The following is a 17,751-nucleotide window of genomic DNA, read 5'->3' on the forward strand; positions in this document are numbered from 1 at the left end:
TTTATGCTCTGGTTAGATCTTGGCAACACCCGTCTAAAATACTGGCTCACCGATGATATCGGACAAATAGTCGCGCATGATGCTAAGCAACATTTGCAAGCGCCTGCCGAACTACTGATGGGTTTGACCGATCGCTTCGAGCGTTATGCGCCTGATTTTATTGGTATCTCATCGGTACTGGGCGACGATTTGAATGTTAAAGTGTCAGAGACGTTAGGTCGTCTGAATATTCCGTTTGAGTTTGTCCATGTCGATGCAGCGCACGCTTTGATGAAGAGTGCTTATAATGACGAACAGCTCGGCTGTGATCGTTGGCTACAGATGCTCGGCGCCGTGGATAAGAAAAAACGTCAGTGCGTGATTGGCTGTGGCACAGCAGTGACCATTGACTTGATTGATCATGCTGAGCATTTGGGCGGTTATATTTTCCCCAGTATTTATCTGCAACGTGAATCACTATTTTCAGGCACTAAGCAAATCACCATATCTAACGGCACCTTTGATAGTGTCGGTCAAGGCATGACCACACAAGATGCGGTACATCGTGGTATCTTGCTCTCTATTGTCGGTGCCATCAATGAGATTAGCCATCGCCATCCCAACTTTGAAGTCATCATGACGGGTGGTGATGCAGCTATTATCTCGCAGCACGTCAACCGTCCGGTGCGCCTACGTGATGATTTATTGTTAAATGGCTTGGCACGCTATTTTGATCAGACCAAACAGTCGTAATCACTTTATTAACCTTATAAAATGATTAATAAAAAAGCAGTACGTCTTAAGCGTACTGCTTTTTTATTATCGTTTAAGCTTTATTAATACTCAAAGAGTATTGGGATGGTGACATTACCTACTACTGTCTTACTATCTTTTCTAAATGGTTTAAAAAGAGAACGACGTAGTTCTTTTTCAAATCCACTATCAATTCTATCGGAACCGCTACTCTTTAATACGGTAATATTGGCGACTTTGCCTTCTTGATTTACCCTTAATAAGAATTCCATTTGAACACGCTTCTTTTTGCAAGGTTCTTCCGGATCGCAATAACCCCCTAAAGCACGAATGTGGCGATTGTTAAAACTTGGCTGACGTAACCACTTCGCATCAGAAGTCGCAAACTGGATGACAGGTTGCGCTGGTGATAAGTCTGCTATTTCAGCATTTGCAATGTGTGCCGAAAATATACTCAGTACTAGCATCGCCTTTGTCAGCGCAGAAATGATAGTTAATCGAAGGCGTATTTTTAAGTGTCTTTTAAGCGCGGTAGTAGTAGTCGGCATCATAAGCAGTATCTGATAAATATGGCGGATAAAAAAAGCTAAGGGTCAGCTTTATTAATCGATTATTGTTAATCAAAAAATAAAACCGTACCTTAGCACAATTGTTTATTTTTTTCCAGCCGTTACCTCGCACAGCCCAAAGCCATGTTGATCAATCTAGCCTGTGTTAACGTTATTTAGTCTCATTAAACAGCTCACGACCGATAAGCATACGGCGAATCTCACTAGTGCCTGCGCCAATCTCATATAGCTTAGCATCGCGCCAGTAACGACCAAGCGGATACTCATTGGTATAGCCATTACCACCAAATATTTGAATACCCTCACCCGCCATCCATGTGGCTTTTTCGGCACACCACAAGATCACACTGGCACAGTCTTTACGTACTTCTCGGCTATGACCAGCACCGCGCGCGTCCAGCATATCGAGGTTTTTGCCCACGGTATATAAAAAGCTGCGGCCTGCTTGCAGTATCGTATACATATCAGCGACTTTGCCTTGAATAAGCTGAAACTCACCGATGGCTTGACCAAACTGCTTACGATCATGGATATAAGGCACAACATTGTCCATCACCGCTTGCATGATACCGATAGGGCCTGCTGCCAATACGGCACGCTCATAATCTAATCCGCTCATCAGCACCTTGACGCCTTCATTAAGACCGCCCAAGATATTTTCGCTGGGCACTTCAACATTATTAAAGGTCATCTCACCAGTATGGCTACCGCGCATGCCGAGCTTATCGAGCTTTTGCGCGGTACCAAAGCCTTCCATACCTTTTTCAACGATAAAGGCCGTCATACCTTTGGCACCCATTTCAGGATTGGTCTTGGCATAGACCACCATCACATCCGCATCAGGGCCGTTAGTAATCCACATTTTGCTGCCGTTCAACACATAGCTACCATCTTTTTCTTCAGCTTTGAGCTTCATGCTGACGACATCTGAGCCAGCACCCGTCTCACTCATTGCCAAGGCACCGATGAACTCGCCACTGATCAGCTTTGGCAAATACTTTTGTTTTTGTGCCTCAGAGCCATTACGTTTGATTTGGTTGATACATAAATTGGAGTGGGCACCATAGCTAAGCGCTACCGATGCCGACGCACGGCTGATTTCTTCCATCGCGACCATATGGGCGACATAGCCCATATTGGAGCCGCCGTACTCTTCAGGAACGGTAATACCATGTAGGCCGAGATCACCCATCTTTTGCCACAGATCCATAGGGAATTCATCGCTGCTGTCGATTTCAGCAGCACGTGGGGCGATCTCTTTTGCCGCAAACTGCTGCACGACATCACGTAGGGCGTCAATATCTTCGCCAAGCTGAAAGTTCAATCCAGGTAAACTCATAACCATTCCTTGTTTTTAGTATTTCATTTTTACAATAATTTTTTAAGACTGACGCTTGTTAATCAAAGCCAGTGCCACGTTCGAGCCATTCGGACGCTTTAAGAACTCACTAATACGTTCGCCTGCCACGACCAATTTATCCAAGTCGATACCTGTGCTGATTCCCATACCATGCAGCATATAAACCACGTCTTCGGTTGCAACATTTCCCGTTGCACCTTTGGCATATGGACAACCGCCAAGCCCAGCGACTGAGGTGTCAAATTCACTGACACCCATTTGTAAAGCCGCTAACGTGTTACTTAACGCTTGACCGTAGGTATCATGAAAATGCCCTGAGATCATCGAAATATCGGCATACTCAAGTGCTGCCTGTAACGCCCGTTGTACTTTAAGTGGCGTACCAACACCAATGGTGTCCGCAATGCCGATTTGCTCTGAACCAATCTCAACCAACCGTTTAGTAACGTAAGCTACTTGGCTGGGGTCAATTTCGCCTTCATAAGGACAACCAACAGTGCAAGAGATAACGCCGCGTACTTTGATACCATGTGCTTTTGCTGCCGCGGCAACGGGTGCAAAACGCTCAATACTCTCATCGATACTGCAGTTAATGTTCTTCTGGCTAAAGGTTTCACTGGCTGAGCCAAAAATGACGATTTCATCAGGACGATGCAAGATAGCATTTTCAAAACCGCGCATATTGGGTACCAGTACCGAGTAACAAACGTCTGTCTGCCGCGTCGGTTCTAGCGCATCAAGCAATGCGCTGTTATCGCCCATTTGTGGCACCCATTTTGGCGAGACAAAACTGGTCACTTCCAATTTTTTGACACCTGCTACAATCAAATCATTAATGAGCGCCTGCTTGATAGCCGTCGGCACCGTCATTGATTCATTCTGCAGTCCATCACGCGGACTGACATCAACGATGGTGACATGGCTTGGATACGAATGGCTCATATTTGTAATCCTTTTCTACTCACTTTCACTATCGATACGCAATAGCTCATCACCATCAGCAACCAAGTCACCTGCTGCAAATAATAGCTCTGCTACCACGCCATCTGTCGGTGCGGTAATGGTATGTTCGATTTTCATGGCTTCGATGACAGCAAGTGGCTCGCCTTTTTTGACCGTGTCTCCAACAGCAACTTTAAAGGCAACAACCTGCCCTGGCATCGGTGATTTTAAGCTACCGACTGCTGCCGTATCCTCGCCCACATGTGCCATGATATCAACGAGGGTAATCTCATCGCGTCCACTATCTGTAAACACATAGACCGTCTCATTATTTACACAGCTTTGAGCACTGATACGTGCACCCTCTAACCATAAGGTATGATTGTGCGCGTCACTGCTATCATAGCTGACTTGCCCTTCATAAACCGTTTCGGTCTGAGCAGCGACATTGATATTACTATCATCCTGCGTATTCGCGATTTCTTTGCCAATGACAAGTGTAAAACTACTGAGGTTATCGCTACCTTTTTTACTGTCAGAACAATTTGTATTGTGCCAATTGCTGATACGAGCAATATATGACTGCTCATCATAAACCAAGCTAAATGAGCGAGTATAATCGCTATAAGCACGGAACCCTGTTGGCTTGCTAAATGGATCTGAGCCTTGTGTGGTTGCTTCACTGGCAAGCTGCTGCGCGATAGCTGTTACCACAAGCGTCGATAATTCAAGAGGATGCTGATCAAACAGCTTATCCTGCTCGCGCTCTATCAGCGCCGTATCGAGATTGGCGTTGCTAAACGAGTCGGTATTTAAAATATAACGCAAAAATGCCACATTATTTGGCAGACCGACAATACGCGTCTGTGCCAATGCACGATCTAGTCTAGCTAGCGCTTGCTCACGCGTGGGAGCATGCACGATAAGCTTGGCAATCATAGAATCATAAAAGGGACTAATTATATCACCCTCACGTACGCCATCATCGATACGCACATTAGCGATGTTAAAAGTACTGTGCTCAGGCTTTTGATAGGTAAATAACGTCCCTGTCGCTGGCAAGAAGTTATTGTCAGGGTTTTCGGCACAGATACGTGCTTCGATCGCATGACCGTTGATCGTCAGATCTTCTTGCGATTTTGGCAAAGGCTGACCCGCAGCAACCAACAGCTGCCATTCAACCAAATCGACACCAGTGATGGCTTCGCTAACTGGATGTTCAACCTGTAAGCGCGTGTTCATTTCCATGAAATAGAAATTCATAGTGCCTTCGCGCTGTTCCACGATAAACTCAACCGTACCTGCACCAACGTAATCAACCGCACGTGCCGCTTCGATTGCCGCTGTGCCCATCGCTTCACGCATTGAGGCGTCAACACCCGGTGCTGGCGCTTCTTCTAGTACTTTTTGATGGCGACGCTGTACTGAACAATCACGCTCGAACAGATGCACATAATTGCCATGCGTATCACCGAATACTTGGATTTCGATATGACGAGGTTTGAGGGCATATTTTTCGATCAACACTTGATCATTACCAAAACTGGTAATCGCTTCACGGCGACACGAGTCTAATAAATCAATAAAGTCGCTGCTTTGCTCAACGATACGCATGCCTTTACCGCCGCCGCCAGCACTCGCTTTAATTAATACTGGATAGCCAATAGCATCTGCCTGTTGCTGCAAAAACTGGGCGTCTTGATTGTCACCATGATAACCCGGTATCAGTGGCACGCCAGCGGACTCCATCAAGCGCTTGGACTCAGACTTGCCGCCCATGGCGCGAATCGCATCAGCCGATGGACCGATAAAGACCAAGCCAGCATCTTGGCAGGCCTGAGCAAAATCGGCGTTTTCACTTAAAAATCCATAGCCTGGATGAATGGCCTCAGCGCCTGCTTGCTTAGCGATGGCAATAATAGCATCACCTTTTAAATAGCTGTCTTTTGGTGCCGAACCACCCAAATAGATAGCCTCATCACAGACAGCCACATGCTTGGCTTCGCGGTCGGCATCAGAATAAACAGCGACGGTACTGACGCCAAGACGCTTAGCAGTCGCGGCTACTCGGCAAGCAATTTCACCACGGTTGGCGATTAGAATTTTAGAAAACATAACTATCCCTGTGTCTTGTCGTTTTTATTTGACGTCTTGTCGATTTGCCTATTTATATCGTTAGTCTGCTGTTAGCCAATCAGGCTTGCGCTTTTGCAAAAATGCTTGAACGCCCTCTTTACCTTGTGTTGATGAGCGGATATCAGCGATGCCTTTGACCGTGTCGGCAATCAGCTCATCAGTGATGAGCGCACCAGCAACATCGTGTAATAGCTGTTTGCAGGTTTTAACCGCATCAGGGCTATTTTTGACGACTTTGCTACAGAACGCAGCCACTTCATCATCCAACCACTCTTCGCTGACACGCTCATGGATAAAGCCAAGCTGACGTGCTTTTTTGGCATCAAACACCTCTGCACTTAAGAAATAACGCTGAGATGCTCTCGCACCTAATGCTCGGATGAGATAAGGACTGATGGTCGCAGGCGCCAATCCCAAACGCACTTCGCTGAGGCAAAAGCTGGCAATCTTCACGGCGATGGCCACATCACAAACGGCAACTAACCCCATGCCACCTGCATAAACATCGCCTTGTATTGCTGCAATGGTGGGCTTGGGGCATTCATAAATAGTCTTGAGCATTTGCGCCAATTTATCCGCATCCGCTAAATTTTCTTCATAGCTATAGTCCGCCATCGCGCGCATCCAATTAAGATCAGCGCCCGCACAAAATGCCTTGCCAGCAGCTGCTAGCACCACAACACGTACGTCATTGTCAGCACCAAGCACAGTGAAAGCATCTGTCAGTTCGGCAATCATTTCATCATTAAAGGCATTACGTATTTCAGGACGGTTCAATGTCACCGTAGCCACATGCTGTTCAACGCTGACCAGCAAGCTTTTATAATTACTAATATTTTTCGATTTCGCTTCTTTCATAACTCTCTCTATGTTCCTATTTATATATGCGTATGTAAATATTTAGCCCAACGTTTGGGTCGTCCATCATAATGCCCATATAAGAAAGTAATATGTCAAAACCCGATGTCGCGGTAGAATCATATTTAAAAAATTGTCGCACCACTCTCTCATTACGAGCAGACCTTAGCGCTTACATTCTAAAGACCCCGAAAGTCGTCTCTTCAATCGGTGCGTTATAGGCGGCGCTCAGCCCCAATGCCAATACATGACGGGTATCAGCAGGGTCAATCACGCCATCATCCCACATGCGCGCGGTGGCATAATATGGATGACCTTGCTCTTCGTACATTTCACGGATTGGCGCTTTAAATGCGGCTTCGTCCTCATCACTCCACGCTTCACCTTTGCGATCAAAATTATCACGTTTGACCGTTGCCAATACCGAGGCTGCTTGCTCACCGCCCATGACAGAGATGCGTGCATTTGGCCACATCCATAAGAAACGCGGACTATAAGCGCGGCCGCACATGCCGTAGTTACCAGCGCCAAACGAGCCACCAACGATGACGGTAAATTTCGGTACTTTTGCATTGGCCACTGCCATCACCATCTTGGCACCGTGACGGGCAATACCTTCGTTTTCGTATTTACGACCAACCATAAAGCCTGTGATATTTTGCAAAAATACCAAGGGAATTTTGCGCTTACAGCATAGCTCGATGAAATGTGTGCCTTTTTGCGCTGACTCACTAAATAGGATACCGTTATTAGCAATGATACCAACAGGCATCCCTTCGATATGCGCAAATCCACAAACCAACGTCGTGCCAAAGCGCGCTTTGAACTCATCAAAGGCACTATCATCAACGATACGGGCGATGATTTCTTTAATATCAAATGGCTTGCGTTTATCTGTCGGAATCACGCCGTAAAGTTCTTTGGCGTCATACTGTGGCGGACGTGGTGTGATTTGATTGGGAATGTGTTTGGCAGGACGATTCAAATGACTGACGATATTACGGGCTATGGATAACGCATGAGTGTCGTTTTGCGCTAAGTGATCGACCACGCCTGAGAGCCGCGTATGGACATCGCCGCCGCCCAAATCCTCTGCGGTCACCTCTTCACCCGTTGCGGCTTTTACCAGTGGCGGACCACCCAAAAAGATGGTGCCTTGCTCTTTGACAATGATAGACTCATCGCTCATGGCAGGCACATACGCGCCGCCAGCCGTACAGCTACCCATGACCACCGCGATTTGCGGTATACCTGCCGCACTAAGGTTGGCTTGGTTAAAAAAGATACGACCAAAATGCTCTTTATCAGGGAACACGTCATCTTGGTTTGGTAAGTTTGCTCCACCTGAATCGACCAAATAAACACACGGCAGATGATTTTCTTGCGCAATTTCTTGGGCGCGTAGATGCTTTTTGACCGTCATTGGGTAGTAGGTGCCGCCTTTTACCGTGGCATCGTTACAGACAATCATACATTCGATACCATTAATACGACCAATGCCTGCAATCACGCCAGCCGCTGGAATCTCTTCGCCATACATGTCATGCGCTGCCATCGGTGCCACTTCCAAAAATGGCGTACCCACATCAAGCAAACGCTCGACACGCTCGCGTGGTAGCAACTTGCCGCGTGCTAGATGCTTGGCACGTGCGCGCTCTGAGCCGCCTTGGGCGACTTTGCGCAGGTGCACATACAGATCATCGACTATCTCTTGCATCGCCGCACTGTTTTGCTGAAAGTCGCTTGAGTTTGGACTCAGTTTACTGGTTATGATAGCGCTCATGATATCCCTTTTTCTTTGATACATAGATTCGTAAATGCGAGTAGCTTTGTATATGAATGATGGCAACTGCTATTTTTTAAGTATGACTCACATAGTTCATCTTTAGTGTTTTAGAGCTGATAAGTCAGCTTACGACAAACCCAACTCTTCTTTCATTTGCTCAATAATTTTATACTTTTGAATCTTGCCCGTGATGGTCATTGGATACTCAGTCACAAAGCGATAGTAAGCAGGCACTTTATAATGAGCGATATGCTCACTGCAGAATTCACGGACTTCCTCTTCGGTCAAGCAGTCCTGCTCTTTAGGAATAATCCACGCCGCCAGCACTTCACCGTAACGCTCGTCTGGTATTCCAACGATTTGCACATCGCGAATCTTTGGATGACGATAAAGGTAGTTTTCGATTTCTACTGGATAGATATTTTCGCCACCGCGAATCACCATGTCTTTACTACGACCAACGATTTTTACATAGCCGTCTTCATCCATCGTTGCCAAATCACCCGTATGCATCCAGCCATCTTGAATGGCTTCGCGCGTTTTAAAACGGCTACCCCAATAACCCTTCATCACTGAATAGCCCCTTGTGAGTAGCTCGCCAGTCTCCCCGATAGGCGCAATTTCACCCGTCTCGGTATCAATAACCTTGACCTCAAGCGCAGGCTGTACCAATCCCACGGTCGAGACTTGTTTATCCAATGGCGTGTGCTCGTTGGTCTGGCAAGATACTGGACTGGTCTCTGTCATACCATAAGCGATAGTGACTTCGCTCATGTGCATCTTGTCGATGACACGGCGCATGACTTCAATCGGGCAACTAGAACCTGCCATAATGCCCGTACGCAAAGTGGATAAATCAAAGTTTTCAAATTCAGGATGATCAAGCTCGGCGATAAACATCGTTGGCACACCATGTAGACCGGTACATTTCTCTTCTTCGACGGCTTTTAATACCGTTAATGGCTCAAAACCATCGTTTGGATAAACGATACAGCCACCATGCGTCAGAATCGCCAAATTACCAAGCACCATACCAAAGCAATGATATAGCGGTACTGGAATGCACAGTCTATCCTCTTCCGTGAGATTCATGGCCTCACCGATGAAGTAGCCGTTATTGAGGATATTGCGATGGCTTAAGGTTGCGCCTTTTGGTGTACCTGTCGTGCCACTAGTGAACTGCACGTTGATGGCATCAGTATTTTTGAGTTGAGCTTGACGTTCGGCAACACGTGGATCGTTGGCATCGCCCTCGCTCATCCATGCAGAGAATTTCTGCATGAAACCAAAGGTCTCGTCCGACTCTGGTTCATCAATCCAAATGATACGCTCGATCGTTGGAATCTCGACCAAATCAAGCTGGGTGTAATCTTTATGATAAATCTCAGGACATAGCTCACGGATCAGACTGGCGTAGTCACTGGTTTTAAAATGACGCATAAGCACCAGTGCTGAGCAGCCGAGTTTGTTCAAGGCATATTGCAGCTCAAAGGTACGGTAGGCAGGATTGATATTGACAAGGATAACGCCGACTTTTGCGGTGGCCAATTGCATGAGTAGCCATTCAGCATTATTGTGTGACCAGATACCGATGCGATCGCCAATCTCAAGCCCCATCTCAATCATACTACTGGCTAGCTGATTGACCTGCTGCTGTAGCTCACGATATGTCCAGCGGATGTTTTGATGACAGACGACCAGCGCTTCACGCTCAGGATATTTGGACACAATGGCATCAAAAAAGTCGCCGATTGTCGCTTCAATCAGCGGTACATCAGGACCTTTATCATAGCTTTGGGTGAGCGGCGCATTTGCTGAGCGTGCGCCCATATTGATACTAGGGATATTATCTAAAATAGCATCGAAATCAACGTGAGTCGCATCGAAATTAGAATTTTGAGTCATAACGAGTCCTTTCGTTTTACTTTCTATGGTGCTGATTATTCGCCTGTCACCGATTCATTCTTCCTTGAACAGGTCTTGACTAGCGTTAGCTACTATACCGTCTTAAATCGAAGGCTGTCAATAATAGTAATACAATATGTATCATTTAAAATAAAATCATAAGATGAATTCATCCGTAATGACTAAACGACGCGTCTTTTGTCTGGCTTAAATTAAAAAAACCAGCCTTATAACATAATAGTAAAAAGCTGGCTTTTCCAGTAATTAGTAGTTTCAAATCACTCTAGACCTAACTCCTCTATCATTTTTTCGACGATTTTATACTTCTGAATTTTTCCAGTGATGGTCATTGGATATTCAGTCACGAAGCGGAAATAGGTCGGCACTTTATAATGAGCAATATGTTCACGACAAAACTGCCTTATCTCTTCTTCGTTTAAGCTATCTGGCTCTTTTGCAATAATCCATGCCGCCAATACTTCACCATACTTTTTATCAGGAACGCCAACAATTTGTACATCGCGAATCTTAGGATGACGGTATAGATAGTTCTCGACTTCTACTGGATAGATATTTTCCCCGCCGCGAATAATCATATCTTTGCTACGTCCAACCACAGTGATATAACCATCTTCATCCATAGTCGCAAGGTCACCCGTATGCATCCAGCCATCTTGAATGGCAGTACGCGTTTTAAAGTGGCTACCCCAATAACCTTTCATCACGGCATAGCCATAAGTGAGTAATTCACCCGTCCCTCCTATCGGGACGACATCACCAGTTTCAGTATCGACGATTTTGACCTCAAGCGCTGGCAGCACCATCCCTACTGTAGAGACTCTCTTTTCAAGCGGCGTTTTCGAGCTGGTCTGACAGGAGGCTGGACTGGTCTCAGTCATGCCATAAGCAATGGTGACCTCGCTCATGTGCATCTTATCCATGACACGGCGCATGACTTCAATTGGACAGCTTGAGCCGCCCATGATACCGGTGCGCAAGCTGGATAAATCAAAGCTATCGAAGTCTGGATGATCAAGCTCAGCGATAAACATCGTCGGTACACCAAGCAGAGCTGTGCATTTTTCTTCTTCCACCGTTTGTAATACCGTTAGCGGATCGAAACCATCGTTGGGATAAACCGCGCAACCACCATGGGTCAAGATGGCGAGATTACCACCTACCATGCCAAAGCAGTGATAGAGTGGCAATGGGATACATAGCTTATCCTCTTCCGTCAGCCTCATTCCCTCACCCATAAAATAGCCATTATTCAAGATATTACGATGCGTTAAGGTTGCGCCTTTTGGGGTGCCAGTCGTCCCACTAGTAAACTGTACACTGATAGCGTCGGTGTTTTTAAGTTGGGCTTGGCGCTCTGCAACACGTGGGTCGTTAGCATGTCCCTCTGCCATCCAAGCAGAGAACTTTTGCATAAAATTAAAACTCTCATCGCTTCCTGATTCATCAATCCAAATGATACGCTCAATCGTCGGAATCTCAACCAAGTCAAGTTGCTGATAGTTCTTATGATAAATTTCAGGACATAGCTCACGAATCATTTGCGCGTAGTCACTGCTTTTGAAGTGACGCATCAATACCAATGCCGAACAGCCTAGCTTATTCAGCGCATATTGCAGCTCAAAGGTACGGTAGGCAGGATTGATATTGACAAGGATAACGCCGATTTTTGCAGTCGCTAATTGCATCATTAGCCATTCAGCATTATTGTGTGACCAGATACCAATGCGATCGCCAATCTCGAGCCCCATCTCAATCATGGCACTTGCCAGCTGATTGACTTTTTCCTGTAAATCACGGTAGATCAATCGGATGTTTTGATGGCGAGAAATTAAGGCTTCACGCTCAGGGTATTTGGAGACAATAGCATCAAAGAAATCACCGATGGTCGCCTCAATCAGCGGCACATCAGGGCCTTTATCATGGCTTTGGGTGAGGGGTGCATTTTCTGAACGCGCGCCCATCTTAACTTTGGGGATATTATTGAGAATACTGTCTTTAGTAGTACTGTCGAAGTCAGAAACCTGAGTCATAACGAATCCTTTCGTTTTGCTGTTTATTATTTTTTATCAGAGCGGTAATAGATTACAAAGGTAAATACCATATTCTTCCTTGAATATTCTTTGTCACCATAGACTATAATTAAATCAAGCCCTCACCAATATAGCCTCTTAAATGAAAGCCTGTCAATAATATTGATACAGTACGTATCGATTACTATTGCTGCACCATTTTATTAAATTCATGATTAATACAAAAGCTGCGATAGACATAAAAAAGCCAACGCTGCATTAGGCTTGCAGCGCTGGCTATGATTTAGAGTTTTTTTAATAGTTAAGCTTTAGACATGACAGGTGCTTTAATCGTTACTGTTGCACTCGTTTCATGATTATCATCGAGCAAGTCCATGATAAGCTCCTCATCACTTTCAGTCTTAACTTGCCAATTACCAGACGCTTGCGGTACACCCGTCACCATCACAGAGATCGCTTTGTTTTTTAGACGAATCATCGGCGGCTTATGATCATAGCCGCTATGCTCGTGACCTAGGATATCATCAGCGATGGTCGCAGCCTGTGCCCGTAGTGGAGCGACATAGCGACATGCGACACCGTTGATAGACATACAGTCACCAATGGCATAAATATGTGAGGTATCGGTGCGCAATGTCGTTGCATCAACCACGATACCAGTACGACGATTGAATTCCACCCCTGCTGCTGTCGGTAATTTATCATCAACCGTCAGACCGGTACTGGCAATCACATGATCAACGATGAGTGATTGGATTGGCTCAGCAGTTGCACTGTCTGTCGCTGATGCTAACGACTCATAACTGACTTTCAACTTGCCATCGTTACTTCGAATAACGTCAATGACTTGATAGCCACCCAAGAATTGAATGCCTTGTGATTCAATCGCTTTGGCGATACGTGCCGTCGCTTTGGCTGGTAGCATCTGTGATAGTGGCGCATCGTTCAAATCAATCAAAGTTACTTGATGACCCGCTTTTAATAAGTCTTCAGCGATTTCCGTGCCAACCATACCTGCACCAACAATGGCAACGTGCTGACTGCCCTCAGCCAGTTTTTCTTGTAGCTGACTAAAGCGCTCAATATGGTTAACATGCCACACCAAATCCTCTGGTAAGCTTTGTGGAAAGATAGGATGAGCACCCATCGCCAGTACTAATTTCTCATAACTGATGGTGGCATAATTGGTATACACCGGATCTGAGCGCAGCGCTGAGATAAGCTGTACCGTTTGAGCCACAGGGTCAATGTCCGTTACTTGCGTATTGGCAAGTAGTGTCACTTGTGCCGCTTCTGCCGCATCAGCACCAGTCGCCCGTACCAAGTCTGCGGCGCGTTTTTTTTGGCTAATCGCCATGGTTAGCATTGGCTTGTGATAACGATCGCCATCATCAGCCGTGATAAGGGTAATCGGGATGTCTTTATCTTTCGCACGAATCGCATCAATCACGTGCCAACCCGCCAAGCCTGCGCCAATAATGACGATGCCATCTTTTGATGAGGTTGCCGATGCTACAGATAGATTGTCTACGCTCATATTAGCTCCACTATAAATAAGGAATCGTTTTAATTATTAACAAGAATGGCAGCCATTGTATCAGTAAACAGGCATGCACTCACATATGCATCCAAATTGAAGGTATAAATCAACTCACACAAAAAAGCGCCTATTAATAGACGCTTTTTAGATCTGCTATTTATAAATAATTCAAATAACGCAGTAGAGAGTTTTAATGATTCAAAATCTTCGATAAGAACAGTTGCGCGCGGTCACTTTTTGCGCCTTCAAAAAACTCATCCTTACTACAGTTCTCGACAATATGACCTTCGTCCATAAAGATAATACGGTTGGCTACTTGACTGGCAAAGCCCATTTCATGGGTCACACACATCATGGTCATGCCATCGCGAGTCAACTCGACCATGACATCGAGCACTTCTTGAATCATCTCAGGGTCAAGCGCAGAAGTCGGCTCATCAAAGAGCATCGCCACGGGATCCATTGCCAGCGCGCGGGCAATCGCCACACGCTGCTGCTGACCACCAGATAGCTCCGCGGGATATTTCGCGGCCTGTACCGTTAGTCCAACACGATCTAAATACGCCATAGCTTTTTGTTTGGCCTCACTCTCTTTACGACCCAATACTTTGATCTGGGCAACCGTTAAATTATCAATAATGGTCAAATGCGGAAACAGCTCAAAATGCTGAAATACCATGCCGACACGGCTGCGTAATTTCGGCAAATTGGTTTTTGCCGCACCAACTGAGATACCATTCACCATGATTCCACCTTCTTGAAAAGGCTCCAGTCCATTGACCGTTTTAATCAAGGTTGACTTACCACTGCCCGATGGCCCGCACACGACGACGACATCACCTTTATGTACATGCGCCGTACAATCACTTAATACTTGAAAATCCCCATACCATTTGCTGACATCGGACATTTGAATGACCATCTCATCACTAGCATGACCATTGTTGGTAACCAGTCCGCCAAAGGCATTTAAGTATGTATCAGCTTTGCTCATCACTGGCTCCTAACCACATTGTTTTCGATAATCGTCATTTAAGAAAAGTTAAATCAACTGCTAAACCAAAGCCTCAACACTCAAAAAGCGCAAGCCAAGATAAATATCTATTAAAATCGCAAACGCTTCTGCAATTGTTGTACGCCCACGGAGGCACTTACACTGATGATAAAATACACCGCACCAGCACCCAAAATGTAAGGCGTAAGCAGACCCATCAGCTCACCACGGACGTAGGCTGCGCGGAAAAAGTCTGTCAAACCAATAGCGAAAACCAACGTCGTATCTTGGAATAAAATAATACACTGCTGCAAGATCAGTGGCAGCATTTTACGGAAGGCTTGCGGCAAAATGACCAGACGCATGGTCTGTCCATACGTCATGCCAAGCGCTTTGGCGGCATTGACCTGCCCGCTGCCAATCGACTGAATACCAGCACGTACCACTTCTGAGAAGTAAGCAGCCTCGAACATCATAAAGGCAACCACGCAAGATGCAAAAGCGGCGTCGAGCTGTAAATACTTACCCGCTACCCAAAAGTAAATCATCGGTACAGCAAAATAAAACCACAGTAGTACCAGTAGTAACGGTACAGAACGAAAATAATTGACGTATAGCTTCGCTGGAATCTCAAGCGCTTTGATACCAGACAAGCGCATCAACGCCAATACCGTTCCTAAGCTAATACCACCAATAATCGCCAAAAACAGTACTTTCAAGGTGGTAATCATACCGCCCATCAAACCAGGATAGGCTGTTGCCAATTCGGTCATCATACTCATTTCTGACCTCCTACAATGAGCCCAGGCACACGCAGTTTGCGCTCAATTAACCCCATAATAGCAATCAACGATAAATTAAATACTAAATAAATAATCGTTGCGTAGGTATAAATCTCGATGCTGTTTTGGGTGTATTCACTGATGGTTTTTGTCTGACTAATCAGCTCCATCACCCCCACTAATGAGGCGACGGAGGCATTTTTAAAGCAGTTGGTCAGCTCAGAGCTAAGCGGTGGCAAAATGATACGAAAAGCCTGCGGCAGCAATACTTCTTTATAGACTTGCGGAATGCTAAAGCCCAGTGCATAAGCAGCATTAATCTGACCTTCGGGCAACGACTCTATACCCGTACGCACCTGTTCGACGATACGAGCGGCGGTAAATAAGCCAAGACCGATACTGGCTGATAGCATGGCTGAAGTGTTGGGAGATAAATCCTTATACCACCATTCTTGAATGGTGGGAGTGAGCCAGCCAGGTGCAATATAAAACCAAAAAAACAACTGGACAAGCAGTGGAATATTACGAAAAAACGTCACATAAGCGGTGCCAATGGCACGAGCGGTCTTATTGGGCAAAGTGCGCATGATACCAAAGATAGTACCTACGACCATAGCGATGGCCCATGCGATACTACCAATCAATAGTAGCCAGCCAAGACCAGTAATCATCCAATGGATGTAAAGCTCATTACCGATACCAGTCTGCTCAAAGAGCACACCCCAGTTCCAGCTATAATTCATGGTTGTCTCTCCGAGCAGCGACTGAAAATCCTACGCGTCAGATTGACATCGATATCAGTCTGAACGCGTAAACAAGCTATGTTGCAGGACAATGATTACTGTGCAGTCGCAACTTTCGGCTGAGCACTATCATGCGGACTGGCAATCAAGGCTTTTAAGTTGTCAGACATCTCAAAGTTTAGATTAACGTTTTTTGGTGGGATTGGGTTCAAGAACCACTTGTCATAAATGCTATTGATTTCGCCTGAGCTAAAGACATTGGTCAGTGCTTCATCAACCACGGCTTTGAATTCAGGATCATCTTTACGCATCATACAGCCATAAATCTCAAACGATTGTGGCGTACCGACGATGACCCACTCATCAGGATTTTTTGCTTTGGCTTTTTCGCCAGCAAGTAGTACATCATCCATCATAAAGGCGTCAGCACGACCATTTTCTAACATCAAAAATGCTTCGCCGTGATCTTTTGCTGAAATGATATTCATATCCATTTTGTTATCATCATTGTATTGACGAATATAACGCTCTGAGGTCGTTCCTGCGGTGGTGACTAAGGTTTTACCTTTTAAGTCTTCGAAATCTTGAATGCCAGAGTCTTTTTTGGTCAATAAGCGCGTACCAATTTCAAAGAAACCGTTAGAGAAGGCGACTTGTTTTTGACGCTCTTCGTTATTGGTGGTTGAACCACATTCAAAGTCGACCGTACCGTTTTGTACCAAGGGAATACGTGTTTGTGAGGTAACAAGGTTATAACGGACGTTGAGGTCTGGCATGTTTAGCTTTTGCTTAACCGCTTCGACGACTTTCATTTCTAAATCGTGCGCATAGCCAATCGGTTGATTTGGGTCGTCAGCGATATAAGAAAATGGAATAGAAGAGTCGCGGTGACCAACCACGATAGTACCCGAATCTTTGATTTTTTGTAGGGTACCGTTGGTACTTGCCGAGGCGTCTGTCGTCGTTGCACCATCTGTTGATGCCGCATCAGTAGTGGTTTGACTGCTATTATTACACCCTGCTAGACCTAGCGCCATAAAAGCTGCCAGAGTCAAAGGTTTAGAAAAAGACCTAGAAGATAGATAACTCATGAGATACATCCTTTTATCACATTATCACAAGATTGAATGAATGCTTGGATGACACAGGTCTTATTCATTGACCTTATTGCCACGCATTCATGCGGTTGTTGCTGTTATTTATCACAATGCAACTTAATGTTACTGTACAACAAATTAGCGGGTGTGGGTAAGTTTTTTTTAATGAAGGCTATATTTTAAGGATATCGGGTTTATTATCGTCATAACTATCCAATAAAATAGATGAGATAATCTGTTAAACGCATCACTATTT

General features: G+C 45.5%; 14 protein-coding genes. 1 reads left to right on the plus strand and 13 read right to left on the minus strand.

The genetic code is table 11. The features are described from left to right. Window positions 1-3 precede the first annotated feature (3 nt). Window positions 4-732, plus strand: a complete 729-nt coding sequence (locus tag JFC10_RS08665) for a pantothenate kinase (RefSeq protein ID WP_198332509.1) — start codon at window positions 4-6, stop codon at window positions 730-732. A gap of 83 nt (window positions 733-815) precedes the next feature. Here JFC10_RS08665 and JFC10_RS08670 read toward each other — a convergent pair whose 3' ends face one another. From JFC10_RS08670 to JFC10_RS08730, 13 genes are all read right to left on the minus strand, one after another. Continuing rightward, window positions 816-1,283 (minus strand): energy transducer TonB, encoded by a 468-nt coding sequence (locus tag JFC10_RS08670; protein ID WP_198332510.1) that lies wholly within the window; start codon window positions 1,281-1,283, stop codon window positions 816-818. Window positions 1,284-1,452: 169 nt separating this feature from the next. Further along, window positions 1,453-2,640 (minus strand): isovaleryl-CoA dehydrogenase, encoded by a 1,188-nt coding sequence (locus JFC10_RS08675; protein WP_198332511.1) that lies wholly within the window; start codon window positions 2,638-2,640, stop codon window positions 1,453-1,455. Window positions 2,641-2,682: 42 nt separating this feature from the next. After that, window positions 2,683-3,603 (minus strand): hydroxymethylglutaryl-CoA lyase, encoded by a 921-nt coding sequence (locus tag JFC10_RS08680; RefSeq protein ID WP_198332512.1) that lies wholly within the window; start codon window positions 3,601-3,603, stop codon window positions 2,683-2,685. A 15-nt stretch (window positions 3,604-3,618) separates the two neighbouring features. Next, window positions 3,619-5,718: an acetyl/propionyl/methylcrotonyl-CoA carboxylase subunit alpha gene (locus JFC10_RS08685; protein ID WP_198332513.1), complete on the minus strand. Its 2,100-nt coding sequence runs from the start codon at window positions 5,716-5,718 to the stop codon at window positions 3,619-3,621. 60 nt (window positions 5,719-5,778) lie between these two features. Next, window positions 5,779-6,597, minus strand: a complete 819-nt coding sequence (locus JFC10_RS08690) for an enoyl-CoA hydratase/isomerase family protein (RefSeq protein WP_198332514.1) — start codon at window positions 6,595-6,597, stop codon at window positions 5,779-5,781. A 172-nt stretch (window positions 6,598-6,769) separates the two neighbouring features. Then, entirely contained in the window at window positions 6,770-8,380 is a 1,611-nt protein-coding gene (locus JFC10_RS08695) for a carboxyl transferase domain-containing protein (RefSeq protein ID WP_198332515.1), read from the minus strand. Window positions 8,381-8,509: 129 nt separating this feature from the next. Continuing rightward, window positions 8,510-10,288, minus strand: a complete 1,779-nt coding sequence (locus tag JFC10_RS08700) for an AMP-binding protein (protein WP_198332516.1) — start codon at window positions 10,286-10,288, stop codon at window positions 8,510-8,512. Between the two features lie 278 nt (window positions 10,289-10,566). Then, window positions 10,567-12,339 (minus strand): AMP-binding protein, encoded by a 1,773-nt coding sequence (locus tag JFC10_RS08705; RefSeq protein ID WP_198332517.1) that lies wholly within the window; start codon window positions 12,337-12,339, stop codon window positions 10,567-10,569. Window positions 12,340-12,640: 301 nt separating this feature from the next. After that, a complete protein-coding gene (locus JFC10_RS08710; protein ID WP_198332518.1) occupies window positions 12,641-13,876 on the minus strand; it encodes an FAD-dependent oxidoreductase in 1,236 nt (411 codons plus the stop codon). Window positions 13,877-14,069: 193 nt separating this feature from the next. Further along, entirely contained in the window at window positions 14,070-14,801 is a 732-nt protein-coding gene (locus tag JFC10_RS08715) for an amino acid ABC transporter ATP-binding protein (RefSeq protein ID WP_045443837.1), read from the minus strand. Between the two features lie 182 nt (window positions 14,802-14,983). Beyond that, window positions 14,984-15,655, minus strand: a complete 672-nt coding sequence (locus JFC10_RS08720) for an ABC transporter permease subunit (protein WP_193012441.1) — start codon at window positions 15,653-15,655, stop codon at window positions 14,984-14,986. Next, window positions 15,652-16,398 carry an amino acid ABC transporter permease gene (locus JFC10_RS08725; protein ID WP_193012442.1) on the minus strand — a complete coding sequence of 249 codons (747 nt, stop codon included), beginning with the start codon at window positions 16,396-16,398 and terminating at the stop codon, window positions 15,652-15,654. Before JFC10_RS08725 ends, JFC10_RS08720 begins: the two co-directional genes overlap by 4 nt. A 95-nt stretch (window positions 16,399-16,493) precedes the next feature. Beyond that, window positions 16,494-17,489 carry a glutamate/aspartate ABC transporter substrate-binding protein gene (locus JFC10_RS08730; protein ID WP_198332519.1) on the minus strand — a complete coding sequence of 332 codons (996 nt, stop codon included), beginning with the start codon at window positions 17,487-17,489 and terminating at the stop codon, window positions 16,494-16,496. Window positions 17,490-17,751: the final 262 nt, after the last annotated feature.

The organism is Psychrobacter aquimaris (assembly GCF_016107525.1).
Taxonomy (GTDB): Bacteria; Pseudomonadota; Gammaproteobacteria; order Pseudomonadales; family Moraxellaceae; genus Psychrobacter; species Psychrobacter aquimaris.